This window comes from Xanthomonas sp. SI, from assembly GCF_014236855.1.
In the GTDB taxonomy this organism is placed as follows: domain Bacteria; phylum Pseudomonadota; class Gammaproteobacteria; order Xanthomonadales; family Xanthomonadaceae; genus Xanthomonas_A.
Genome location: NZ_CP051261.1, coordinates 1,334,034 through 1,358,028 on the forward strand (window position 1 = coordinate 1,334,034; position 23,995 = coordinate 1,358,028).

The following is a 23,995-nucleotide window of genomic DNA, read 5'->3' on the forward strand; positions in this document are numbered from 1 at the left end:
GGCGGGGCACCGGGCCGCACGATCGGCGCAAGATCGGGAACGCGCGGCACCGCATGGCGCGGCACACTGGCCCGACCTTGCGGAGAGCGGCCATGCAACAGACCCGGATGTCTTCCCAGCAGCGCGGCATCGAACGCGCGCTCGCACACCTGCAGCAGCGCGTGCAGGCGCGCGCGGCCTTGCCCGGCCTGGCCGAGCTGGCGGCGGTGGCGCACCAGTCGCCGTTCCACTTCCATCGCGTCTATCGGGCCATGACCGGCGAAACCGTCGGCCGCACCGTGACCCGGCTGCGCCTGCTGCATGCCTTGCGGTTGCTCGCCGGCACCGACTCGATCACCGAGATCGCGCTGGCCGTGGGCTACGAGACGCCGCAGGCGCTGGCCCGCAGTTTCCGCACTGCGCTCGACGCCAGCCCCAGCCAGCTGCGCGCCGATCCGGCGGCGCTGGCCGCGCGAACGCAGGCGTTGGCGCAGCCGCCGCGGCAGGCCGCGGTCGCGTTGCCGGCACCGTTGCAGATCGCGGTGCAGACCCTGGCGCCGTTCGAGGTGGTGGTGCTGCGCCGGCGTGGCGCCTTCGACGCGCTGGATGCCGGCTTCGGCCGCCTGTTCGCCTGGGCGCAGCGCGCCGGCGTGGCTGAGCGGCTGCAGGCGCTGGTCGGCATTCCGCTCAGCGACCATCGCGATGTGCCCGCGCGCGAGCACCTGTTCGAGTGCGCGATGGGTTTCGACGCCGCGGTGTCGCCGCCGGCGCCGTTCGCGCGGCGCACGCTGGGCGGCAGCGACTACGCGCTGCTGCGCCAGGTCGGCAGCTACGCGCAGCTGGAGGACGCGCTGGATCGGGTATTGGCCGACTGGCTGCCGGACAGCGGCTATGCGTTGCGCGATGCGCCGCTGCACTATCTGTATCTGGACGATCCGGAAGCGGTGGCCGAAGCCGAACTGCGCGCCGACATCTGCGTGCCGGTGCAGCGCGACGCCAGCTAGCCCGCCGCGTCCACGAACAGCATCTGCGGCGGCGGATGCATCAGGAACTGCTGGTGCGAGATGTTCCAGGCGTAGGCGCCGGCCAGCGGGAACGCCAGGCAGTCGCCGGGCGCCAGGGCCGCGACCGGTTGCGCGCGCGCCAGCACGTCCTTGGGCGTGCACAGCTGGCCGACCAAGGTCACCCGCGTGTCGCGCAGCACCGGTGGCTGCGTGCCGCGCAGCACCAGGAACGGATGGTCGTGGGCTTGCGCGGCCGGGGTGCGGAAGTGATGGGTGCCGCCGCGGCCGATGGCGAAATACTCGCCATGGCTGCGCTTGATGTCGAGCACTTCCATCAGGTACCAGCCGCAGCTCGCGCTGACGTAGCGGCCCGGCTCCAGGCGCAGGCGCAGGCCATCGCCGTGCGTGCGCAGCAGCGCCGGCAGGCCGGCGCAGAACCCGGTCCAGTCGAACGAGGCCGCCGCATCGGCGTAGTTCACGCCGAAGCCGCCGCCGGCGTTCACCGTCAGCGGACCCAGCGCGTAGGCCTGGCGCCAGCCCTGCACGGTCTGCAGGTAGCCGGCGACCAGGCGCAGCTGCGCCTGCGCGTCGCACTGATGCGACATCAGGTGGAAGTGGAAGCCGGCCAGCTGCAGAGCCGGGGCGTCGTGCAGCAGCCGCATCGCCGCTTCCAGGTCGAGCGCGTCCAGCCCGAACGGCGAGGGCCGCCCGCCCATCACCAGGCGCGTGTCCTGCATGCCGGGCACGGCGATGTTCATGCGCAGGAACACCGCCACGCGGCGCCCGGCGTGCGCGGCGATGCGCGCCAGCCGCTGCAGTTCGCCCAGGCTCTCCACGTGCAGCGTGCACTCGGGCAATGACACTGCCAACTGCAGTTCGGCGTCGAGCTTGCCGGGGCCGCCGAACAGCAGCGACCGCCCCGGCTGGTGTTCTTGCAGCCACTGCAGTTCGCCGCCGGACGCCGCCTCGAAGCCGTCCACCGATGGCGCCAGCGTGCGCAACAGCGGTGGCTCGGCATTGGCCTTGGCCGCGTAGTACAGCTCGCACTCGGCGGGCAACTGCGTGCGCATCGCCGCGGCGTGGCGGCGCAGCGCCGCCAGGTCGTAGACGTAGGCGCACACTGGTCCGTCGCCGCGCTCGCGCAGCTGCGCGAGCGCGGCCGCCAGCGGTGTCGGATCGATGTGCAGGCTCATGCCGCGGCCTGCCGTTGCGCCGGCATGACGATCGGGTTTGGCAGCAGGGTGTAGTCGGCGTGGCGGTCGGCGCGTTGCAACAGGCGCAGGCGCAGGTTGTTCTTGGCCGGCAGCGGCGCGCCGTCGAGCAGCGCCTGCAGTGCCGGTTGCGCGCCGTGGCGCTGCTGCCAGGCCTGGGCGATGTCGCCGACGATGCGCCACAGCTGCCGCTCGCGGCGGTCGTGGCCGTCGGCCAGATGGAAGATCGCCTCGGCCAGGTTGTTGACCAGCGCGCAGTAGGCGATCCGGTTCCAGCCCTGTTCGGCGCTGTAGTACAGCGACTGCCGCGCGGTTTCGGACATGCCGCGCAGGCGCGCGGCCGGCCAACGCGCCGGCAGCAGCTTGGTGCCTTCCAGGTCGCGGATCCAGACCCGCGCCGGCAGGCCGTCCGCGCAGCCGATCACGGTGTTCTGCAGGTGCGGCTCGAGCACGATGCCGTAGTCGAACCACGCGCTCCAGACGCCGTCCAGCAGCAGCCGCGCATAGGCCTGGAACCAGGCCGCGGTGGCCGCATCCAGGCTGCCGTAGCGTCGTGCCAGCGCCTGCAGCGGCGCGGCGCAGGCGGCATCGCCGCGCGCGTCGCGGGTGAACAGCGCGCCGGCCACCTGCGGTTGGAAGCGCAGCCGTTGCGGCGCGGGGATGGCCTGCCGGTAGAGCATGCCGAAGCTTTCGCCGAGGTCGCGGCAGGCGTGCGCATCGCCGCCCAGCGCCGAGAAGTCCAGGTCGGTGGCGGCCGGTTCCAGCAACACCTGGAAGCCCGGCACGCGCTGCGCCAGGTCGCGCCAGGCCGGCGCCAGCAGGCGGGTCAGCGCGACCGCGCTTTCCAGTTCGTACCAGGCGTTCTTGCGCACGCAGTTGGTCAGGCGCACATGCACCGACAGCTTGAGGAAGTAATCCAGCTCGGCGTGGTAGAGCGTGCGCACCGACGAGGTCGGGCGCAGCGCCAGGCCGCGTTCGCCCAGCGGTTCGATCCAGCCGCGCGCCTGCGCCTGGCGCAGCAGCGGATGCGCGAGCACGCGCTCGGCTTCCCACGGGTGGCACGGATACAGATCCGCTGCACCGCCGGCCTGCGCAAGGGTGGCGCGCACGTCCTGGCCCTGCGCGCGGTACAGGCGCGGGTCGATGCGGAACCAGAACAGCGGGAAGCGGCTGCGCGCTTCCGGCGCGCAGGCCAGCACCTGCGCCAATGGCACGCCTTCGCGGCTCTTCGGCGTGGGATGCAGCGCGTGTCCCCACAGCATCGATTGCTCGGCATCGATCATCGCCTCGCCGCTGGGTGCGGCGGCGTCGGCGCAGCGCAGCAGCTGTGCGGTCACCGCGATGCTGTTGTCGCTCTGCGCGAGCAGTTCGGCGTTGAACGCTTCGCCGTCGGCCAGTTCCTGCAGCAACAGGCGCACCAGCGCCGTCGCGTCCAGGCAGTGCCATGGCTGTCCGTTGGCTTTCAGGTACGGCGCCGAGTCGAAACGACAGCGGCCAAGCGTGTCGGCCTGGGCCAGGCGGATGCACAACACCGCGCCGGAAGGCAGGTGCAGGCGCAGCCAGCGCTCGCCGGCGCTGGCGATGCCGGGGCGGTCCAGGCCGCGGTAATCGAAGTCGGCCTGGCCGCGGCCGATCGCCACTTCGCGCAGGTAGCAATTGAGCCAGCAGGTGATCGCCTGCGCTTGCGCCAGGCTGTCGTACCACGGGTCGTGCAGCGGTTCATGCGTCGCGAGCGGGGACATGCGCGGTTCTCCGGACGGAAGTGAGCGATAAGGCCGGCGCCAGCGCCAGCAGGGCCGCGGCGGTCGCGGCGAGGAACGGCACGGCCAGGCCGTGGCCTTGCACCAGGACGCCGGCGAGCGCGCCGCCGGCCACGCCGGCGTATTTGCCGAATGCGTCGAAGCGGCCGAACAACTGCCCGGCGGCGTGCGCGCTGGCGATGTCGGCCAGGCTGCGGTTGAGTCCGCGCAGCGCCATCCACATGCCCACGCCGAACAGCAGGCGCGCGGCGATCAGCCATGCCGGCGCATGCAGCAGCGCTTGCAGCAGGCAGGCCAGCGCGAACAGCGCCAGCCCGGCCGGCAGCGGCGAGGCACGGTGTTCGCTGCCGCGCCAGCACGGCAACAGCACCAGGTAGACCAGGTGCGGCAGGCTGTACAGCAGGCCCGCCGCGGCCGCGTTGCCGATGCCCTGCGCCTGCGCGTAGGGCAGGAAATACGGAAACGTCACCACCATCGCGAAGCAGAACAGGAATTGCGTGCTCCACAGCGCCCAGCGCTGGCGGCGGCTGGCGTCGTCGTGCGCATCGCTGGCCGTTGCCGCCGCGGCATGGCGTGGCCGCGGCGGATCGGCGGGCAGTCGCCAGCTCAGCGCGAAGGCGAGCAGCGGCAGCAGCGCCAGATAGCGATACAGCGATTGCGCCGGACCCAGCGCGCTGGCCAGGCCGAGCAGCGCCGGCGCGGTGACCATCGCCAGCCGCGCCGAGAACTGGGTCCAGTCCAGCGCGCGCGCCAGCGGCCCGGTCCGTGCCTGCGTGGTCAGATAGGCATTGGTCGCGGCCAGCGAACCGCCGCAGGCGCCTTGCACCACCAGCCCGGCCACCAGCCAGCCAAGATCCGGCGCGAAGCCGGCCATCGCGAAGCCCAGCGCCAGGCCCAACTGCGCGCGCAGCAACGAGCGCTTGCGTCCGTAGCGGTCGGCCAGCCGGCCCCAGGCGCTGGCGGTGAGCGCGGTGCACAGCGTCGGCAGCACGTACAGCACGCCGCTCCAGCCGATCGCCGCGCCCGGCGCCAGCTGGTGCAGCACCTGCGGCAGGAACAGCGGCATGCCCAGCGCGGTGAATGCGGCCAGGTAGTGCGCGGCCAGCACCGGGCCGAGCACGCGCTTCATCGCGACGCTCCGTGCGCGAACGCCGCCTGTGCTGGCACCGCGACAGCAGGCGCTGTTACCGCGTCGATCTCCTCGCGCAACAGATTCGGCGCGCTGTCGCCGTAGAACTTGTTGATGTCGGAGGCGCCGGTGATCTGCTTGCCGAGCAGGCTGCCGGCGCTGAGCAGGTACTTCACCGGCAGCCGCGGCGCCGCCAGCAGCGCCTTCGCCGGCGCGATATCGATGCCTTCGGCCTGCAGCTCGCGCAGCGTGCCGTGCAGGCGCGTGCGCAGCTGCGCGTACAGCGGCGCGCGCAACGCGGGCTGTGCTTCGGCCAGGCCCTCCAGCACCGCCTGCAGGTCCAGTTGCAGGATGATGGTGCAGAACATGCGCGCCAGCGCGGCCTCGTCTTCCACCGCGATGCGCAGGTCGCGCGGCGGTCCCAACTGCGCCAGTTCCGGACGTTGCGCATACAGCCGCGACAGTTTCACCCGCGCCGCGTCGTTGTCCTTCAGCAGCAGCCGCGGCGCGCGGCCGTGGGCGTAGATCAGCACGCTGTTCTGCTGGTTGGCTTCCAGCGCGATGCCGTAGCGCAGCCACAGCCGCAGGTGCACCTGACACATCAGCGCGAGGTAGGCGTCCCACCACGCGTGCAGGTCGCCGCCATGGAAGCGTTCGGCCAGGTGCAGGGCCAGCGGGCGGCCGTCCGGCAGCGGCGCGCACAGGCCGGCGACCGGCACCAGCGTCGCTTCCGGCAAGGGCGGATAGCGGCGCAGCAGATAGGCCAGGTGGCGCGCCTCGCCGACCTGGCCGGCGTGGGATTCGTCCACGTGCAGGTAACGTTCGTCCAGGGCCGGATCGTGCGCGGCGATGGCGCGCAGCACGCGTTCGAACCAGTGCCCGTCGTACAGCGTGGACGGCTTGATCAGGCGCAGGTTGAGCGCGCCCAGGCTGCGCATCGGCAATGGCAGCTTGAGGTGGTGGTCCGGATAGTCCAGCGGGATGATGGTGCGTACCGACAGCGACGCGCGCACCTGCAGCCATGGCTGCGGTGCGGCGATGGCGCCGTCGGGCAGCGCGAAGTCGGCTTCGCCCAGGCGCGCGAAGGTCAGCGGGTGCAGCGGCCAGGCGATATGGCTGGCGTCCAGCGCCGGCGCCAGGCCAAGCTGGCTCGGACGCGGCCAGAACGCCGGCGGCGGCGTGGTCTGCGCCACCGCGGCCGCCGGCAGCGCCAGCCAGCGCAGCGCGAAGCACGGTGCGAACTCGGGCGCATGGTGCGGTAGTTGCGCGTCGTCCAGTCCGACCTTGGCGCGTGCGGTCGGATAGAACGGATGGTCGCGATGGCTGGCCAGCTGTTCGCAGCGGTAGGCGCGTTCGTGCGCATCGGCTGCGTCCAGCGCGGAGGCCAGGAGCGGGCGCTGTTGCGCGTAGGCCTGTCGCGCCAGCGCACGCTGGCGCACGGCGCAGTCCGCTTCGTCGGCATAGGCGCGATGCAGGCGCTGCGTGTCCGCGTCCAGCCCCGCGCTCATCCGCTCCAGCCAGGTGGCGGCACCGGATTCGAAGGCGATGCGCTCGCCGTCGCGCAGCAGCCAGCCGACGCTGCAGGCGCTGAGCTCCTGCAGGTAGCCGCGGCGTTGCAGCGGCAGCCACAGTTCGCCGTCGGGCAGGTGCGCGATACGCCACCACAGCGCGTTCGGCAGCGGCGCCGGCCAGGCCGCCAGCAGCGCAGGCGATGGCATGGCCGCGGCGCCACGGCTGACGATGCCGCGCAGGTCCTCGCGCAGGCAGGCGTCGATGATGCGCAGCTCGACGTAGCGGCGGTCGTCGTCGCGATTCATGGCTGGGCTCCTGCGCTGCTCTCGATCCGCCACTGCAGCGGCGCCTCGGCCGCGGCCAGCGCGAGCGGCAGGTCGGATGCGGCGTCGGCGAGCACATCCAGCGCGCCCAGGTAGTCCTTGTTGGAGTGGCTCAGGCGGATGCTGTCGCCGGGTTGCCGCAGGCGTCGGTAGCGCGCTTCCCAGCGCATGTCGTCGCAGGCCTGGTCGTCGCTGGCCATGGCCAGGGTGCCTTCGGCGTCGGCGACGTAGTAGCGCACCAGCGCGTGTGCGCGTTGCGCGCGCAGGGTCGGCAGCGGCTGTCCCAGGTGCAGGCCGAGCACGCTGTCGAACCAGCGTCCGCCGAACATGCGGTCGAGCAGGAATTCGCGGCCGTCGCCGATGCTGCGGTAGTTGATCTCGACCAGCACCGGCCCGTCGGCGGTGAGGATGAATTCGCTGTGGCAGGCGCCGAAACCGATGCCGAACGCCTGCAACTGCGCCAGTGCCTGGCGCAGCGCCGGCGTATCGGCATCGCCGCGCCAGTTGGCTTCGCATTCGACGAAGTGCGGCGGTGGCGACAGGCGCACGTCGAAGCCGCCCAGCGCCTGCAGGCGCTGCCCGTCGCCGAGCGTTTCCACGGTGAACAATGGCCCTTGCAGCACGCTCTCCAGCAACACGCTGCGCTGCGGATGGCGCTGCCAGAAATCGTCCAGATAGGCCTGCAGCGCGGCGGCGTCGGCGCAGTGGCGTACGTCCAGGCTGGCCACGCCTTCGCGCGGCTTGGCGATCAACGGCCACGGCGCCTGCGCCGGGATCGCAGCACCCGGCGCCAGGCTGCAGAACCACGGCGCCGGCAGGCCGCGCGCGCGCAGCCGCTGGCGCATCGCGGCCTTGTTTTTGGCCGCATAGCAGATTTGCCAGTCCTTGCCCGGCAGGTCCAGCGCGGCGGCGACCAGCGCGGCGCTGGTCTGCAGATGATCGCTGTTGCTGAACACCGCGCGTGGTTGCACTTGCAGGGTGCTGAGCAGGTCGAGCACGCCGAGCGGATTGAACACGTCGCACTCCAGGATCTGCAACGGCACCGTGGGCGGATGCAGGCGGAAGTGCGCCAGATGGTCGTGGCGGTGGTCGGTCAGCAGCAGCACCGGCACGTCCAGGCGCTGTGCGGCGGGGACGAAGCCATCGGTCACCGCCGGATGGCAGACGTGGCTCAGGATCAGCAGGGGAGCGTCATGCGGGGTCATGATCGGTTCTCGTTCGGAAGACGGGGATGGACGCACGCGACGGCGCGCGCGGCCACGATCTGCGGACACGGGGAGCACAAGGCCGCGGCTGCGGCGCTAGAGGGACTGCCTGGCGCACGCATCGGGCGCGCGCTGGGTGCGTGGCGAACGCGGCCGCGTTCGCCTCGAAGGCCCGCGTCTCCCGCGGGCGGCGGCGCGCCAGGAGGCGCGCGGTGTTGCGAACGCTACCGTCGTCGTTCGACGGCAGCGGCGATCAGAAGCGGTATTCCAGGCCGAGGGTGACGCTGCGGCCCGGCGCCGGCTGCCGGCCCCACGGACTGGTGTCGATGCCGCGGTACCAGTACTTGCGGTCGAACAGGTTGTTCACTGCCAACGAGGCGCTGAGCTTGCCGCTGTCGCGCTCGCTGAGCACCTGGCTCAGCTGCGCGTTCCAGACCCAGTACGCCGGCAATTCGCCGACCGAGCCGATCGCATTTTCCTGCACGCTGTTGGCGGCATCGCTGAAGGCGCGGCTGAAGTAATAGCTGGACACTGCGACCGTGGTGTGACCGGGCTGGTAGGACGCGCCGAGCGTGAGCTGGTTACGCGAGGTGTAGGGCACCAGCTTGCCGTCGTAGGCGCCCGATTCCTGGCGTGCATCCAAATAGGCGTAACCGGCGTTGAGGGTCAGCGCACGCAGCTGCGCCGGACTCCATTGCAGTTCCACCTCGCCGCCCTGGTGGCGGGTCTTGCCGAGGTTGCGGTAGGTGCGGGTGGTGTTGTCGAGCTGGATCTGCTGGTCGAAATCGATCAGGTAGCCGCCGAACTGCACGCGGGTGCGATCGTTGGGCTGGTAGCGCGCGCCGGCCTCGTAGTTCCAGGCCAGTTCGGCGTCGAGATTGTCGCCGAAGATGATCTGGGTGACCTGCGGCGCGCGCAGCGAGCGCTGCCCGTCGGCGTACAGGTACCACTGCGGCGTGGCCTGGAAACCGAGGGTCAGGCCGGGCAGGACGTCGCTGGTCTTGTTGCGCGTGCTGGCGCCGCTGGCGAGGTTGTAATAACGCGCATCCACCCGCTCGTAGCGCAGCCCGGGGGTGATGGTGATGCGGTCGTCGGCCAGCCCGATCGCATCGCTGACGTAGGCGGCGGCGCCGCGGTCCTTGAAGCGCCAGTCGCGCACCAGGGTGTACAGCCCGTCGCTCAGCCGGGTGTTGCCGACCAGAAAGTCGATGTCCTCGCTGATCGCGCGCGCGCCGACGGTCCACTGCTGGCTCACCGCACCGGAGTCCATCTTCCAGCTCAGCCGCGGCTCGCTGCCGTAGACCTTGAAATCGCGCGGCGCGCTCTGTCGCAATTGCGGCGGCAGATCCGCACGCCAGGTCTCGCTGGACGCCGAGCGCATGCCGACGACGAAGTTGCGGCTGCTGCGCGCGCTGAAGTTGCTCCAGTCCAGGCGCAGGTCCTGGAAGAGCCCCAGGTCGCCGAAGTCCTGTTGGTAGACCAGCGAGGCGCGCGTGGTGCGGCCGGTGAATGCGTCCAGCGGCCGTGTCGACTGGCGCGGGTCGCGCAGATAGTCGGCGGTCGACAAGGCGCCGGCCATGTCCATGTCGGCCACGTAGCGCTGCACGCTGGCCTTGAGCAGCTTGTCCGGCGCCAGCCACCATTCGGCGCGCAGGCGCAGGTTCTTGATGTCGGTGTCGCTGTGCTCGCGCCAGTACTCGCCCTTGGTCCAGTTCGCGTCCAGTTGCAGGCCGAAGGTATCGCTGGCGTAGCCGCCGGTGCTGATTGCGGTGTCGCCCAGGTAGTGCCCGGCGCCGCCGGCAGTGACTTTTTGTCCCAGGGTGGTGGTCCAGGTCGTAGGGATGTCCGGACTGATCAGGTTGATCACGCCTCCGACGTTGTTGGGACCGTACTGCACCGCCGCGCCGCCGCGCACGATGTCGATGCGGTCGACCTGGTTCAGGCCGACCGGGAACAGCGACAGGCTGGTCTGCCCGTAGGGCGCCAGGGCCAGCGGAATGCCGTCCTCGAGCACCTGCACGCGGCCGCTGCGGCTTTCGTACAGGCCGCGCAGCATGATCTGCGGCAGCGCGCCGGTGCCGGTCTCGTCGAACACCTTGATCCCGGGCACGCGCTGCAGCGCGTCGTCCAGCGAGCGGTTGGCGCCGTTGCGCAGCTGCACGCTGTCGATCACCTGGCGGCTGCCGGCGTAATGCTGCACGTCCTGCACGGTGGAGCGGCCGAGCAGGCTGCCCTGCACCTGCACGGTATCCAGCTGGCGGATCCGCGCCGCCGCGTCATGCGGGTCCTGCGCTTGCTGGGCGATGGCCGCGGACGGCGCGAGCAGGGCGAGGCCGACGGCGAGGGTCAGCAACGAGGGGGAAAGCGAAACGATCAAGGCGAAGACTCCGGAGAACGAAAGATCAAGGCGCGCGCAGTTCGGCGGCGTGCTGGCGCAGCGCGGATTGCAGCAGCGCGCGGTCTTCGCCGGCGAACAGCCACTGCAGGTCCGCCTGCGCCAGCCAGTGCCGGCGTTGTGCCGCGTCGCGCGGATTGGGGCAGAACGGGATGCCGGCGTCGCGGCAGGCCGCGGCGATCGCCAGCAGCTGCGCCCACACCTGCGGATGGGTCGGTTGCGGGCCGACGCCCAGGTCCAGCGCCAGATCGAGCGCGCCCTCCATCACCAGCGACACCCCCGGTACCTGCAGGATCTGCGGCAGGGCGCGCACGCCGGCGGCGCTTTCGATCATCGGCACCACCCGCAGCGTGTGCCGGGTGCGTTCGATGTAGTCGGCCAGCGCGAGGCTGCCGAAGCCGGTGACACGGCCGCCGCAGATACCGCGCCGGCCGTGCGGCGGAAAATGCGCGGCAGCGACCGCGCGCTCGGCCTGCTCCGCGCTGTCCAGCCCGGCCAGCACCACGCCGCGCGCGCCGGCGTCGAGCACCCGGCCGATCAGCTTGGCGTCGACCTCGGGCACGCGCACCCAGGCTTCGCAGCCGCCCAGCTCGCAGGCGCGGATCGCGTGTTCCAGCTCCGCCGGCGAGCGCAGCACGTGCTCCAGGTCGAGCACCGCGAAGTCGTAGCCGAGGTGGCCGAACATCTCGCACAGCAACGGGCTGGGCACCGAATTGAGCAACCCGATCTTGCAAGCCATGGGGGGGCGAGCGGGGCTGGGGAAGGGGCTGCAATCCTGGCTTAAACGATAATGATTATCAAGTAGGTCTTGTGCCGCTGCCGCTGCATTCGTGTAGACGTTTTTTGTGCGCGCCGGCATGCGTGCGGCACGCCGCGCCGCGCCGCGCGGATGCCGCGCGGGTCTTCGCAAACGAACGGCGTGCGCGTTTCAGCCCGGCGCGGTGCGCATGGCGCGGTACGGCGGCGTCGCCATCACCATCTCGGCCAGCGAATAGGCCAGCTCGCGCTCGGCCATCACCGTGCCGTCGGCGCCGTGTTCGAGCAGATGCTTGACCTCGGCATCGCTGTGCGCGCGCGCCAGCAGGGTCAGCCCCGGATTCAGCGCGCGCAGCTTGGCCAGCGCCTCGCCGGCCTCCAGCGGCTGCGGGATCGCCAGGATCGCGATCTTGGCCTTTTCCGGATGCGCCTCGGCCAGCACCCGGTCGGCGGCGGCGCTGCCGCGGATGCCGGGGATGCCGTCGGCATGCGCGCGTTCCACGTGCTCGCGGTTGTCGTCGATCACCAGCACCGGCACGCCGCGTTCGCGCAGCACCGCGGCCAGGGTGCTGCCGACCCGGCCGTAGCCGATCACGATGGCGTGGTCGACCAGATCCAGCGACGGCCCCGGCGGCAGTTCCACCTCCAGCGTCACCGGCGCTTCCACCGCCTGTCGGGCCTGCCAGCGGTCCAGCCAGGTGAACAGCAGCGGGTTGGCGATGATCGACAGCAGCGCGCCGGCCAGGATCAGGTCGCGCCCGGTCTCGGGCAGGATCGCCAGGCTCACCCCGAGTCCGGCCAGGATGAAGGAGAACTCGCCGATCTGCGCCAGGCTGGTGGAGATGGTCAGGGCGATGCCGGTGGGATGGCCGAACGCGCGCACGATCACGAACGCGGCCAGCGACTTGCCGACGGTGATGGTCAGGAACGTGGCCAGCACCTGCCACGGATGCTCGAGCAGGATGTGCGGATCGAACAGCATGCCGACCGAGACGAAGAACAGCACCGCGAACGCATCGCGCAGCGGCAGCGAATCGCTGGCTGCCTTGTGGCTGAGCTCCGATTCCTTCAGCAGCATGCCGGCGAAGAACGCGCCCAGCGCGAACGACACCCCGAACAGGGTCGCCGAGCCGAACGCCACGCCCAGCGCGATCGCCAGCACCGACAGCGTGAACAGCTCGCGCGAGCCGGTCGCGGCGACCTTCTCCAACACCCACGGGATCGCGCGGCGCCCGACCACCAGCATCACCACCACGAACGCGGCCATCTTCAGCAGGGTGATGCCCAGCGCACCAAGGATCGCGCCGGTGCCGGCGCCCTTGCCGCCGAGCGCGTCGGCCAACGCCGGCAGCAGCACCAGCGCCAGCACCATCACCAGATCCTCGACGATCAGCCAGCCTACCGCGATGCGCCCGCGCAGGGTTTCCAGCAGGCGCCGTTCCTCCATCGCGCGCAGCAGCACCACGGTGCTGGCCACCGACAGCGCCAGGCCGAACACGAGCCCGTGCAGGGTCGGCCAGCCCATGCTCCAGGCCAGCCCCCAGCCGAGCAGGGTGGCGACCGCGATCTGCGCCAGCGCGCCGGGGATCGCGATCCACTTCACTTCCATCAGATCTTCGAGCGAGAAATGCAGGCCCACGCCGAACATCAGCAGCATCACCCCCAGTTCCGACAACTGATTGGCCAACGCCTGGTCGGCGACGAAGCCGGGAGTGAACGGACCGACGCAGATGCCGGCTACCAGATAGCCGACCAGCGGCGAGAGCTTGATGCGGTGGGCGAGGGCGCCGAGCACGAAGGCGAGGGCGAGCCCGACCGCGATGATGTCGATGAGACTGGTGTCGTGATGCATGCAGATTCGCGGAACAAGATTGCAAGGAGTGTGGCCGATGCGGCTTTTATCGGCAAATCAGGGTGTTGGCTTCATGCGGGGGCGATGCTTGTCGGGCGCTTCATGACGCGGTGACCGGATTCGCGTCATGCAACGCCGATTTGCGCATCGGAGGGCCGCTCCTGAGTTGTCGAGCGACGATGTCGCACGACTGTGCCTGGGGGGGCGGTAGCCAGCACGATCTGCGCGCACGAGGGCGATGCAGAGCGTGCCAGGGCAGGGCCGGGTCGGGCGCTTCGGCAAGACATGCGTCGCGTTCCCATTTCCCGCGTTCCGCCACCTCTGCCGAGAGTCGGCCGCTCCGTCTGATTCTAGTCAAGCCGCGCCGCTCCGACAAAACACCGACATCGCGCCACCGCGACAATGCGGGCGCTCGCGTCATACGCTGCAAGCCCAATGGTGGCGGCACTCTCACGCCCGCGTGATACGCGAAACCGGCAAAATTGCGCGGGTCTGGGGTCGCGTCGAATGAGATGCCGGTCCCAGCATCTCCGAAATCCCCGCAAACCCCCGCCGCGCAAGGCGTTGCCGCCGTATTGCACCGCGCAAACTGTCTACTGTGCGCGCTTGCGCCGTGCTGTATGTTTGCGCCAATTGGGCACCCCCTGCCAAGGATCAAGGTGGCATGGCTACACTGAAAAAATTCGCTGGCGGCATCCTTCTGAGCGCGGTCTATTGCGCGCTCTACGTGTTCGTCTGGCACTGGTCGATGGACCAATGGTTCCTTCCGGCTGGCGTGCGCGCGGCGGCATTGCTGTTCCTGCCGTACCGGTTCTGGCCCTATGTGTTCCTGGGCGATGCCGCCGCGTTGTTGACGATGCGCTTGCCGATGGCCAACCACAACGGGGTCAGCGAGCTATGGGCGTACCTGAGTCCGTTCCTGGCGGCGCCGTTGTTCGCGTTGCTGCCATGGGCTTTTCGCAACCGTTTTCCCGCTTCGTCGGCGGTGCAGCGCTGGTTGCCGTTGCTCGCGCTGGGCTTGGGACTGTGGGGCTTGCTGGTCAACAAGGCGGTCAACGCGATGTTGGACGGGCCTGCCGCCTTCCTCACCCTGGAAACCAGCGTCAGGTACTGGATCGGTAGCTATCTGGGCATCCTGATGTTCTTCCTGCCGACCTTGCTGTGGCTGCATCGCAAGGCCGACAAATCCTTGTCCAGAAAATTGCTGCGCGACTCGGCGATCGCGGTCCTCGCCGTGGCCGGCATCTTTGCGCTGGCGATGCGGACACCGGGGTTGCTGCACCAGTTCATCCTGCTCATGTTGTTGGTACCGGGCGCCTGGCTCACGCTGTCGTATGGCTGGCGTGGATCGGCGGTCGGCGTGGTGCTGGCCAATCTGGCGGTCGCGATGTCGCTGCCGCGCTCGAACTATGCGGGTGCCTACGACCAGCAGACGTTCGACGTGCAGATGCTGATCGCGTTCGCGGCGACCCTGCTGTTCGTGCTGGGGGTGAAGATTTCCAGCGCCTTCCGCCAGGCGCGGCACTTCGGCTATGCCGAGCAGCAGGCGCTGCAGGTGGCGCAGGCCAGCTACATGTCGGCCGAGCGCACGCTGCGCAACCGGGTGATCGAGTACACCGATATCCATACCCACCTCAACAAGCTGCGCCGCGACATCGCTTCCTCGCTGAAAGAGCGCGGCCATTACGCTGCGGCCATGGAAATGAACCGCACCGGGGTGATCCAGGCGCAGCTGATGGACGACTACGTCGCCGCGCTGTATCCGCTGGACATCGAAACCCACGGGTTATACGGCGCCCTGAGTTCCATCGCCTTCGCCAATGCCTGCGACACCGAGGTGGAGACGCGGTTGCGCGGCGAATCGCGGCAGGTGTCGATCGGCCTGCAGTTGGCGGCATACCGCTGCGTGCTCAATGCGATGGAGGTGCTGCCCAGCGGCAGCCGCCATCGGATCGCGGCGCGGGTGTGGAAAGCGCGTGGCCGGCGCGGTCTGGTAGTGACGATCGCCGCCGATCCGCAGCTGCTGGTCGCCAGGAACGCAGCGGACAAGCGCGTGGAAGAGATCGAGTGGGAGTTGGCGAGCCGGCTGAAAGCCCACGACGGCACCTGTCGGCGCCGCCATGAGCTGAAGATCAGCTTCCTTGTCTCCGAACCGTCGGAGCGGCGTCCCGTCACTTCTTGATGGTGACGGTCCACGCGTCGCCGCTGGTGGTGCTGGCTCGTTGCACGGTGAAGTAGCGCGCATCGTAGACCACGGTGCCGCGACTCTGGTCCAGTGCTTCGACGATGCTGACCCGATCCACGTCCTTGCCCATCGGCGTCACCCAGGCGGTGTTTTCGATGCGTCCGATCGCGCCACGCACCTGCCCATTCGCGTCGTTGATCTGCAGGTAGGTCACCCCGCTGCGCTCGAACTGGTAGATGCTCACGGTCGCGTTGGCCGACAGATCTGTTGCGGCCGGTGCACTTTCGCCGAAGCCTTGCCTGGCGATCTGGCTACCGCCCCCAGTGGGGCAGCAGCTCTGCGCATGAGCGGCTGTTGCAAACGCTGAGCACAGCAAGATGCCCGACGCCAGCGCCGCGATTTTCGACATATTCCATTCCATAGCTTTTCCTTCCCCTGCTAAGGGTCTATCGCCTGCCGTTCAGGCGGTTCCACCTTACGCGAGTCGCAGAGGCCAGCTGTTGACAAATATGCGGTAGATACACGGCGTGCAGCGATATGCCGTTGATAGTTTAGGGATTGCACGATTGTCTACAGAAGTAACTTCCTGCAGTTCTTGATTTGTGCTATTCGCTAACGTTAATCGATAGCCGTTGTGCGCCGATTAACTGGCGATCGCCTGCGGGTGGCGCACCATATAAAAAAGCCCCGGCGAACCGGGGCTTTTTCGCATCGGTCAGCGCCGCGCGTACATCACCATTTGTAGTTGACGTTGGCGTAGGCGAGTGCGCCGTTGAACCCGAACGGCGAGGACGTGCTGTAAGGCAGGTAGGTGCGGGTACCGGCGCCGGCACGCGACTGGTCGGGATATTCGTTGAGTACGTTGTCGCCGCCGATGGTGAAGTCCCAGTTGCCGAGCTTGTAGCTGGCGGCCAGATCCAGCGTCCACTTCGCCGCATAGGTCTGGTCGGCCGCAGCGGTGGTGCCGAAGTCGGTGAACTCGCCCCAGCGCGTGGCGGTGGCGGTGAACGCCCAGTTGCCCGGCGCCCAGACGCTGCTCAGGAAGAACTTGTCGCGCGGCGCGCCCTTGGTGATGCGGCCGATCTCGGCGCGGCCGATGCGCACCGCGGTCGGGTCGATCGCCTCCAGCACCGCCGGGTTTTCGGCGATCTTCTCGATCTCGGTCTTGTTGTAGTTGTAGCCGGCGGTCAGGTCCAGATTGCTGTTGCTCAATGCGATCTTGTAGGTGCCGACCGCGTCGATGCCCTGGGTCTTGGTGTCGATCGCGTTGGTGAAGTAGCGGCCGCCGCCGATGCCGGCATAACCGTTGGCCTGCAGGTAGTTGCGCACCGCGGTGGAGGTCAGGTTTTCCGACAGCACGATGCGGTCGTCGATGTCGATGCGGTAGGCGTCGACGGTGACGTACAGCGCATCGACCGGCTGCAGTACCAGGCCCAGGCCGTAGTTCTTCGACTTCTCCGCCTTCAGCGGTTCGGCGCCGAGCGCGACCGCGGCCGGATTGTCGGTGCGAAAGGTGCCGATCTCGAACGGCGTGGCGGTAATGCTGCCGTCGGGCTGGGTGACGTTGATGAAGTTGGTGGCGATGGACTGGAAATACTGCTGTTGCAGCGACGGCGCGCGGAACCCGGTGGAGGCGGTGGCGCGCAGCGCGATCTTGTCGGTGAACGCGTAGCGCAGCGACAGCTTGCCGGTGCTGGTATCGCCGAAATCGCTGTAGTTCTCGTAGCGCCCGGCCAGGCCGGCGGAGAACTTGTCGGTGATGTCGCCTTCCAGATCCACGTAGGCCGAGTAGCTGTTGCGGTCGTAGTGGCCGGAATCGCTGGGCTTGAAGCCGGCGAACACCTGCGCGCCCGGCAGCAGGCTGCCGTTGGCCGACGGCACGCCGCCGTTGACGTAGGAGGCCGCATCGCCCGGCGATTCGTTGAACTTCTCGCCGCGCCACTCGCCGCCGAAGGCCAGCGTGACCGGATAGGCCAGGCCAACCTCCAGCGACTTGGTGAAGTCGGCGTTGAGCAGGTTCTGGGTGACTTCCAAGGTGCCGGCATAGAAATCGGTCGGACTGGTGGTGCCCAGGCTGTTGTTGAGGCTGTTCTTGACCTCGAAGCTGAGGTTGTTGCGGCCGTAGTTGTAGCTGATGTCGATGCCCAGCCCGCCCTCGGTGCTGGCCTTGAAGCCGCCGACCCAGGACACGTCCTTGCTGACGTTGTAGATCTGCGGCAGGAAGCCGTTCGGATAGATCTCCGGACGGTTGCGGTTGTCGCCGGACCAGCGGAAGTAGCCGTTGGACAGCACTTCGCGGCGGCTGAGCATGCCGTAGGAATAGAAGGTCAGGTATTCGGCCGGGCTGTACTGGCCGTTGTAGGAGAACGCGCCCTGGTCGATGTCCGGGTCGCCGTAGCGCTGCTGCACTTCGCCCTGGTACGGCTTGGCGCGGTCGGTCTGGTCCTGGTGGCCGGCCTGCGCGGCGAAATGCACGCTGCCGTTCTCGCCGAACTTGACCCCGGCGTCGCCGGACAGCTGGTACTGCTCGCCGTCGCCGGCGCTGTACTTGCCGTAGCGCGCGGTGATGCTGCCGCCTTCGCCGCTGCCCTTGAGCACGATATTGATGACCCCGGCGATGGCGTCGGAGCCGTATTGCGCCGAGGCGCCGTCGCGCAGCACTTCGATGCGTTCGACCGCGGCGATCGGAATGGTGTTGAGGTCGGCCGGCGACGAGCCGCGGCCCTGCGCACCATTGAGGTTGACCAGCGCGGTGGTGTGGTAGCGCTTGCCGTTGACCAGCACCAGCACCTGGTCGGGCGAAAGTCCGCGCAGCTGCGCCGGGCGCACCGCGTCGGAGCCGTCGGTGATCGCCGGGCGCGGGAAGTTCAGCGACGGCACCGCGCGCGACAGCGCGGTGGCCAGTTCGGTGGTACCGGTGGACTGCAACATTTCCGGCGAGATGATGTCGATCGGTGAGGCCGATTCGGCGACGGTGCGGTCGGCCACGCGGGTGCCGGTGACGATCACGGTATCCAGCGTCTGTGCGCTGGAAGAGGAACTCTGTGCGAGCGCAGGCGCTGCGGATGTGGCCAGGGCGAGGGCGACGGCAGTGGCGAGAGGGCTGAACGTGCGGGTCATTGGCGGGACGGCTCCGGATGGGGGAAGAGTCGGCGCCGCCGCATTCGCCATCACCCCCTCCCGGGTGTTGCGCGTATGGCGAATGTTGCGGCTGCGGCCATGGGTTACCGGCATATGTCGGGTGTGTCAATGTTCTGTTAAACCCGTGCGCGTGGTTGCATTTGCAACGACCGCTGCGGCACTTGCGGCAGAATCGATGCCGCCTTTTATCGAGGTCGTAGACAAAAACGAAGGCCCCGCGTTGCGGGGCCTTTTGGGTGTGGTCCAGTTCACGGATCGCGCCGCATGCAGCGACGCGACCCCCGCGATCACCAGCGGTAGTTGATCCGCCCATATACGTAGGCGCCGTTGAAACCGTACGGCGAGTAGTTGCTGTAGGGCAGCATGCCGTAGGTGGAGTTGACCAGATTGGTGGTCTTGTCCGGGTACTGGTCGAGCAGGTTGTCGGCGCCCAGGGTCAGCGTCCAGTTGTCGCTGGGCTTGAAGCTGGCCGAGGCGTCCACCACCCAGCTCGCGTCGTAGGTCTGGTCGCGCGCGGCGCTGGCCGAGTTGCGCACGGTGAAATCGCCGTAGCGGGTGGCGGCCAGGTTGAGGTCCCAACGCTGCAGCTTCCAGGTGCCGCTGAGGATGATCTTGTCCTTCGGGAAGCTGTCCTCCAGGCGCCCGATCTCGTCGCGGCCCAGAGTGGTCTGGGTCGAGCCGATGTCCACCAGCGCCTGCGGCTGCTCCACCGCATGGGTGATCTCGGTCTTGCTGTAGCCGTAGCTGGCGGTGAGATCCAGCGAGCTGGCCGCGAACGGGATCGTGTAGGTGCCGACCAGGTCGACGCCGCGGGTGCGGGTGTCGGCCGCATTGCTGAAGTAGCGCACGCTGGTGACGTTGGAATAGCCCAGGCTCTGCAACTGCGCCAGCACGGCGGCGTCGTTGAGGTTGGAGGACAGCAGGATGCGGTCGTCGATCTTGATCTGGTACGCGTCCAGGGTCACGTACAGGCGTTCCACCGGCTGCAGCACCAGGCCCAGGCTGTAGGACAGCGAGGTCTCCGCCTTCAGCGGCGCGGCGCCCAGCGCCTGGGCCACGGCGCTGTCCACCGGGAAGGTGCCCGATTCGAAGAAGCTGCCGTTGATGTAGCTGCTGGTCACCGCCTGGTACTGCTGCTGCGCCAGCGACGGCGCGCGGAAGCCGCTGGCCACGGTGCCGCGCAGCGCGACCTTGTCGGTGAACGCGTAGCGCGCCGACAGCTTGCCCGAGCTCTTGCTGCCGAAGTCCGAGTAGTCCTCGTAGCGGCCGGTGAGGCCGGCGGAGAACTTGTCGGTGAAGTCGGCTTCCAGCCCGGCGTAGACCGCGTAGTTATGGCGGTCCGAATGCACGGCGTTGGCCGGCGAGAAGCCGGCGAAGCCCTGCGCGCCGCCGGTGGTGCCGGTGTAGGAGGCCAGTTCGCCCGGCGACTGGTTCCACTTCTCCTGGCGGTATTCGGCGCCGAAGGACAGCGTCACCGGATAGGCCAGACCCCATTCCAGCGGCTGGGTGAAATCGGCGTTGACGATGTTCTGGGTGTACTCCAGCGCGCCGTCGTAGAAGCTGCTCGGGCTGTCGCTGCCGAGACTGTAGTTGATGCTGTTGCGGGTGTTGAAGTCGATCTTGTTGTAGCCGTAGTTGTAGCTCACGTCCCAGCCGAAGCCGCCTTCGGTGCTGCCCTTGAGCCCGGCCACCAGCGAGCGGTCCTTGGAGTACTGCGCAATCTCCGGCACGTAACCGTCGGGATAGGTCTGCGCCAGCAGCGCGCTCTGCCCGTTGTGGTTGCGCGAGCGGTAGAACGCGAACGAGGTGATGTCGCGGTTGCTGGCGATGGCGGTGGCGTAGCCGGTGACGCGGTCGCTGAAGCGGAACTCGCCGTTGGCCGAGACCGCGGTCGCGTCGACCTGCGGATCGCCGTAGACGAAGGTGGTCTCGCCGATGCCCGGGTAGTTGCCGGTGTTCGGCGCGGTGCCCTGGTACGGGCCGGCGCGGTTGGTTTCGTCCTGCTGGCTGATCTGGCCGGCCACATGCAGGCTGCCGCGGCCGTCGCCGAAGCCGATCCCGGTATCGCCGGAGAGTTGCGACTTGGCGCCGTCGCCGGCCGAGTACTGGCCGTGGTCGATCGCCAGGCTGCCGCCTTCGCTCGAACCCTTCAGCACGATGTTGATCACCCCGGCGATGGCGTCGGAGCCGTACTGCGCCGAGGCGCCGTCGCGCAGCACTTCCACGCGCTCGATCGCCGCGATCGGGATCGCGTTGATGTCCACCGCCGAGGCGCCGCGGCCGATGCTGCCGTTGACGTTGATCTGCGCGGACGTGTGGCGGCGCTTGCCGTTGACCAGCACCAGTACCTGGTCCGGCGACAGCCCGCGCAGCTGCGCCGGGCGGATGCCGCTGGTGCCGTCGGTCAGTGCCGGGCGCGGGAAGTTCAGCGAGGGCAGCACGCGCGACAGCGCGGTGGCCAGCTCGGAGGTGCCGGTGGACTGCAGCGCTTCGGTGCTGATGATGTCGATCGGCGACTGCGACTCTGCCACGGTGCGGTCGCTGACCCGGGTGCCGGTGACGATGACGGTGTCGAGCGTGCTCGGGGTGTCGGTGCTGGTCTGGGCCAGGACCGAAGGGGCGGCGAGGGCGGCGAGCACGGCGCTCGCCAACAGGGACAACGGACGGTTCATGGAAAACTCCAACAGATGCCGAAACGGCAAAGGGGGGCGGTCGCTGTGCGACGCCGGCCATGCGGGCCTGCCCCAGGGGTCGTTATTATTATTTAACAATCGCGCGGCAGTGCAGCATGCCTCTGCATGTTCTTATGCCTTTCAGTTCTAAGTGGAATGGCGGCTCGCCCCAATGGCACAGGCCGCCCACGCCCTGCGGCGGAGCGGCCTGTGCCGGGTGCGGCAGTGCGGCTGGCCTGGAGGTTGCCTAGAAGCGGTAGCTCACCCGGCCGAACCAGTAGCGGCCGTTGAAGCCGAACGGGGACAGCGACGAGTACTGCAGGCCGCTGGGGCGATCCTCGTAGATGTTGTTCGGCGCCGACCGGGTCGGGTACTGGTTGCTGAGGTTGTCCGCGCCCACGCTGAAGGTGAGGTCGCGCCAGGTGTAGCTGGTGGATACGTTCAACAGCCAGCGTGCGGCGAAGCTCTGGTCCTGGCTGCCGTCGGCGTTGTCGCCGCGGCGGGTGACCGCGCCATAGCGGGTGGCGTCGCCGCGCACGCTCCAGCCGGCGCGGTTCCATTCGGCACTGAGCACGTACTTGGTGCGCGGGGTGGCATCGGTCAGCAAGCCCTGGCTGGCGCGCCGGAAGTTGGGATCGGAGACCTCCAGGATCTCGGTCTTGTTGTAGTTGGCGCTGAGGCTCAGGTTGAGCTTGCCGGCCTGCTCCAGATCGAGCAGATAGTTGTTCACCCAGTCGACGCCGCGGGTACGGGTGGTGGCGCCGTTGACGAAGAACTGCACAGCGGTGACCTGCCCGATCGGTACGTCCAGCGACAGCTGGTCCGAATACAGGATCTGGTCCCAGATGCGGATCTGGTACAGGTCCAGGGTGGAGCTGAAGGCGGTGCCGGCCTGCCACACCGCGCCGACGCTGTAGTTGCTGGATTTTTCCGGGGTCAGCGGCTTGGCGCCGAGCGCGATGGCCACCGGGTCGGAGGTGCGGTAGGTGCCGATCTGGGTCAGTTGCCCGTTCTGCAGCAGGGTCACCACCGAGGCGTAGTTCTGCTGCGCCAGCGAGGGCGCGCGGAAGCCGTTGGAGACGGTGCCGCGCAGGGCGAAGGCGTCGCTGAGCTGGTAGCGCGCCGACAGCTTGCCGGAGCGGGTGGAGCCGGCGTCGCTGTAGTCCTCGTAGCGCGCGGCCAGGCCGCCGGAGAGTTTCTCGGTCAGGTCGGCCTCCAGGTCGGCATAGACCGCCTTGCTGTGCCGCTCGAAGTCGCCGGCCACCGCCGGCGACAGGCCCGGGAATACCTGCGAGCCGCCCGGATAGGCGCTGCCGGTATCGGGGTTGATCGTGGTCGGGTCGAAGAAGTACGAGTCCGGCGAGCCGGCGCTTACCGCGTACTTGTCCTGCCGGTATTCGGCGCCGAAGGCCAGGTTGACCGGATAGGCCAGGCCCCAGTCGAAGGACTTGCTGAAGTCCGCATTGAGCACGCCCTGCCGGTTGCGGAAACCGCCGGCATTGAAGCGGGTGGGCGAGGCGCCGGTGGTCCAGTACAGATTGGTGTTGATGGTGTTGAGCAGGTTGAAGGTAACGTCGTTCTCGCCGTAGTCGGCGGAGACGTCCCAGGTCCAGTCGCTGTCGGTGCTGCCCTTGAGGCCGAGCACCGCGGCGCGGTCGTTGGACGGGTTATAGATCTGCGGCAGGAAGCCGTTGGGGTAGATCGCCTGCACGTTGCGGTCGCTGTTGTCCCAGGCGCGGTAGTAGCCGTTGGATACCACCTCGCGGCGGCTGAAGTTGGCGTAGCCGTACAGGTCGATGCGCGGGGTCAGCGCATAGCCGAAGCTGAGCAGGCCCTGGTAGGTCTTGACCGCGGGGTCGCCATAGCGCTGGTACGGAATGCCGCTGGGGTTGTCGGCGCCGGCCACGGTGGTGGCCTTGTCGGCGTTCTCGGCGCGGTTGGTGTTCATCGCGTTCTGGTAGTTCCAGGACAGCCTCACCCAACCGGGCGCTTCGCCGTCGTTCGCGCCGCCGAAGGCCAGTCCGTAGGAGCCGTCCACGCCGTTCTGCGCGCCGTCGCCCTGGTCCATGATGCCGCCGTTGACCGAGACGCTGTTGCTGCCGGGCTTGGCGCCGTGCTTGAGCACGATGTTGATCACCCCGGCGATCGCATCGGAGCCGTACTGCGCGGAGGCGCCGTCGCGCAGCACCTCGATGCGCGCGATCGCCGACATCGGGATCGAATTGAGATCGGCCGGCGCCGAGCCGCGGCCGACCGACGGGTTGTAGTTGACCAGCGAGGTGGTGTGGTAGCGCTTGCCGTCCACCAGCACCAGCACCGCGTCGGGGGACAGGCCGCGCAGGGTGGCCGGGCGCAGCGCGTCGTTGCCGTCGTTGATCGCCGGGCGCGGGAAGTTCAGCGACGGCAGCAGCTTGCCCAGGGCGCTGCCCAGGTCGCTGGCGCCGGTCGCCTGCAGCGATTCGGGGCCGATGATGTCGATCGGCGATTGCGACTCGGCCACCGTGCGGTCGGCGATGCGGGTGCCGGTGACGATGACGTTGTCCAGGGTCTTGGGCGCCTGGTCTTGCTGGGCGAAGCCGGTGCCGGAGGCGAGGGCGAGCAGGATGGCGCTGGCCAGGGGGAGCGGGCGGTGCTTCATCGTACGGAGACTCCAGTGGCTGGGGGGATGGCGTGGGTCTGAGTGCCCGGAGGCAGTGCGGCGTGCTGCAGTGCAGCGATAAATCCTCCCGATTGAAATATTTTTTTAACCAAAGCGCGTATACAAAAACGGTATTGGGTCGTGTTGCCGGTCGCCGGGCAGTCCCGATCCACGGCCCGGCCGCTGGGCGCCGACGCCGGCCATGGCCCGGACCCGGGGTGGGCCATCCGGGA

The 23,995-nt window shown here is 68.8% G+C and carries 14 protein-coding genes; 2 read left to right on the forward strand and 12 right to left on the reverse strand.

What is annotated here, in order from left to right:
* Positions 1–92 precede the first annotated feature (92 nt).
* Entirely contained in the window at positions 93–983 is an 891-nt protein-coding gene (locus HEP75_RS05650) for an AraC family transcriptional regulator (protein ID WP_255424011.1), read from the forward strand.
* On the opposite strand, the gene HEP75_RS05655 is transcribed toward HEP75_RS05650, so the two are convergent.
* The 8 genes from HEP75_RS05655 to ybaL all read right to left on the reverse strand — a co-directional run bounded on the left by HEP75_RS05655 (position 980) and on the right by ybaL (position 13,126).
* Positions 980–2,176: a type III PLP-dependent enzyme gene (locus HEP75_RS05655; protein ID WP_185825744.1), complete on the reverse strand. Its 1,197-nt coding sequence runs from the start codon at positions 2,174–2,176 to the stop codon at positions 980–982. The genes HEP75_RS05650 and HEP75_RS05655 overlap by 4 nt on opposite strands.
* Positions 2,173–3,936 carry an IucA/IucC family protein gene (locus HEP75_RS05660; RefSeq protein WP_185825745.1) on the reverse strand — a complete coding sequence of 588 codons (1,764 nt, stop codon included), beginning with the start codon at positions 3,934–3,936 and terminating at the stop codon, positions 2,173–2,175. The genes HEP75_RS05655 and HEP75_RS05660 overlap by 4 nt, the downstream gene beginning before the upstream one ends.
* Positions 3,914–5,083: an MFS transporter gene (locus HEP75_RS05665; RefSeq protein ID WP_185825746.1), complete on the reverse strand. Its 1,170-nt coding sequence runs from the start codon at positions 5,081–5,083 to the stop codon at positions 3,914–3,916. The genes HEP75_RS05660 and HEP75_RS05665 overlap by 23 nt, the downstream gene beginning before the upstream one ends.
* On the reverse strand, positions 5,080–6,900 hold the full coding sequence (locus HEP75_RS05670) for an IucA/IucC family siderophore biosynthesis protein (RefSeq protein WP_185825747.1): 1,821 nt from the start codon (positions 6,898–6,900) through the stop codon (positions 5,080–5,082). Before HEP75_RS05670 ends, HEP75_RS05665 begins: the two co-directional genes overlap by 4 nt.
* Positions 6,897–8,123, reverse strand: a complete 1,227-nt coding sequence (locus HEP75_RS05675) for a siderophore biosynthesis protein PvsA (protein ID WP_185825748.1) — start codon at positions 8,121–8,123, stop codon at positions 6,897–6,899. Before HEP75_RS05675 ends, HEP75_RS05670 begins: the two co-directional genes overlap by 4 nt.
* A gap of 253 nt (positions 8,124–8,376) precedes the next feature.
* Positions 8,377–10,428, reverse strand: a complete 2,052-nt coding sequence (locus HEP75_RS05680) for a TonB-dependent siderophore receptor (protein ID WP_255424081.1) — start codon at positions 10,426–10,428, stop codon at positions 8,377–8,379.
* A gap of 97 nt (positions 10,429–10,525) precedes the next feature.
* Positions 10,526–11,257 (reverse strand): aldolase/citrate lyase family protein, encoded by a 732-nt coding sequence (locus tag HEP75_RS05685; protein WP_185822469.1) that lies wholly within the window; start codon positions 11,255–11,257, stop codon positions 10,526–10,528.
* 189 nt (positions 11,258–11,446) lie between these two features.
* On the reverse strand, positions 11,447–13,126 hold the full coding sequence (gene ybaL, locus HEP75_RS05690) for a YbaL family putative K(+) efflux transporter (RefSeq protein WP_185815551.1): 1,680 nt from the start codon (positions 13,124–13,126) through the stop codon (positions 11,447–11,449).
* A gap of 664 nt (positions 13,127–13,790) precedes the next feature.
* Here ybaL and HEP75_RS05695 point away from each other — a divergent pair.
* On the forward strand, positions 13,791–15,308 hold the full coding sequence (locus HEP75_RS05695; protein WP_185825750.1) for an MASE1 domain-containing protein: 1,518 nt from the start codon (positions 13,791–13,793) through the stop codon (positions 15,306–15,308).
* On the opposite strand, the gene HEP75_RS05700 is transcribed toward HEP75_RS05695, so the two are convergent.
* The 4 genes from HEP75_RS05700 to HEP75_RS05715 form a co-directional block, all read right to left on the reverse strand.
* Positions 15,298–15,732: a hypothetical protein gene (locus HEP75_RS05700; RefSeq protein WP_185825751.1), complete on the reverse strand. Its 435-nt coding sequence runs from the start codon at positions 15,730–15,732 to the stop codon at positions 15,298–15,300. The genes HEP75_RS05695 and HEP75_RS05700 overlap by 11 nt on opposite strands.
* A gap of 311 nt (positions 15,733–16,043) precedes the next feature.
* Positions 16,044–18,431, reverse strand: a complete 2,388-nt coding sequence (locus HEP75_RS05705; protein ID WP_185825752.1) for a TonB-dependent receptor — start codon at positions 18,429–18,431, stop codon at positions 16,044–16,046.
* Positions 18,432–18,739: 308 nt separating this feature from the next.
* Positions 18,740–21,124, reverse strand: coding sequence for a TonB-dependent receptor (locus HEP75_RS05710; RefSeq protein ID WP_185825753.1), 2,385 nt, complete (start codon positions 21,122–21,124; stop codon positions 18,740–18,742).
* Positions 21,125–21,371: 247 nt separating this feature from the next.
* On the reverse strand, positions 21,372–23,762 hold the full coding sequence (locus HEP75_RS05715; RefSeq protein WP_185825754.1) for a TonB-dependent receptor: 2,391 nt from the start codon (positions 23,760–23,762) through the stop codon (positions 21,372–21,374).
* Between the last annotated feature and the right edge of the window lie 233 nt (positions 23,763–23,995).

What these genes read in the sequence shown, in the direction of transcription:
- HEP75_RS05650 (WP_255424011.1), top strand. Translation starts at nt 93, where the DNA reads ATGCAACAGACCCGGATGTCTTCCCAGCAGCGCGGCATCGAACGCGCG.
- HEP75_RS05655 (WP_185825744.1), bottom strand. Translation starts at nt 2,176, where the DNA reads ATGAGCCTGCACATCGATCCGACACCGCTGGCGGCCGCGCTCGCGCAG.
- HEP75_RS05660 (WP_185825745.1), bottom strand. Translation starts at nt 3,936, where the DNA reads ATGTCCCCGCTCGCGACGCATGAACCGCTGCACGACCCGTGGTACGAC.
- HEP75_RS05665 (WP_185825746.1), bottom strand. Translation starts at nt 5,083, where the DNA reads ATGAAGCGCGTGCTCGGCCCGGTGCTGGCCGCGCACTACCTGGCCGCA.
- HEP75_RS05670 (WP_185825747.1), bottom strand. Translation starts at nt 6,900, where the DNA reads ATGAATCGCGACGACGACCGCCGCTACGTCGAGCTGCGCATCATCGAC.
- HEP75_RS05675 (WP_185825748.1), bottom strand. Translation starts at nt 8,123, where the DNA reads ATGACCCCGCATGACGCTCCCCTGCTGATCCTGAGCCACGTCTGCCAT.
- HEP75_RS05685 (WP_185822469.1), bottom strand. Translation starts at nt 11,257, where the DNA reads ATGGCTTGCAAGATCGGGTTGCTCAATTCGGTGCCCAGCCCGTTGCTG.
- ybaL (WP_185815551.1), bottom strand. Translation starts at nt 13,126, where the DNA reads ATGCATCACGACACCAGTCTCATCGACATCATCGCGGTCGGGCTCGCC.
- HEP75_RS05695 (WP_185825750.1), top strand. Translation starts at nt 13,791, where the DNA reads ATGGCTACACTGAAAAAATTCGCTGGCGGCATCCTTCTGAGCGCGGTC.
- HEP75_RS05700 (WP_185825751.1), bottom strand. Translation starts at nt 15,732, where the DNA reads ATGGAATGGAATATGTCGAAAATCGCGGCGCTGGCGTCGGGCATCTTG.
- HEP75_RS05705 (WP_185825752.1), bottom strand. Translation starts at nt 18,431, where the DNA reads ATGACCCGCACGTTCAGCCCTCTCGCCACTGCCGTCGCCCTCGCCCTG.
- HEP75_RS05710 (WP_185825753.1), bottom strand. Translation starts at nt 21,124, where the DNA reads ATGAACCGTCCGTTGTCCCTGTTGGCGAGCGCCGTGCTCGCCGCCCTC.
- HEP75_RS05715 (WP_185825754.1), bottom strand. Translation starts at nt 23,762, where the DNA reads ATGAAGCACCGCCCGCTCCCCCTGGCCAGCGCCATCCTGCTCGCCCTC.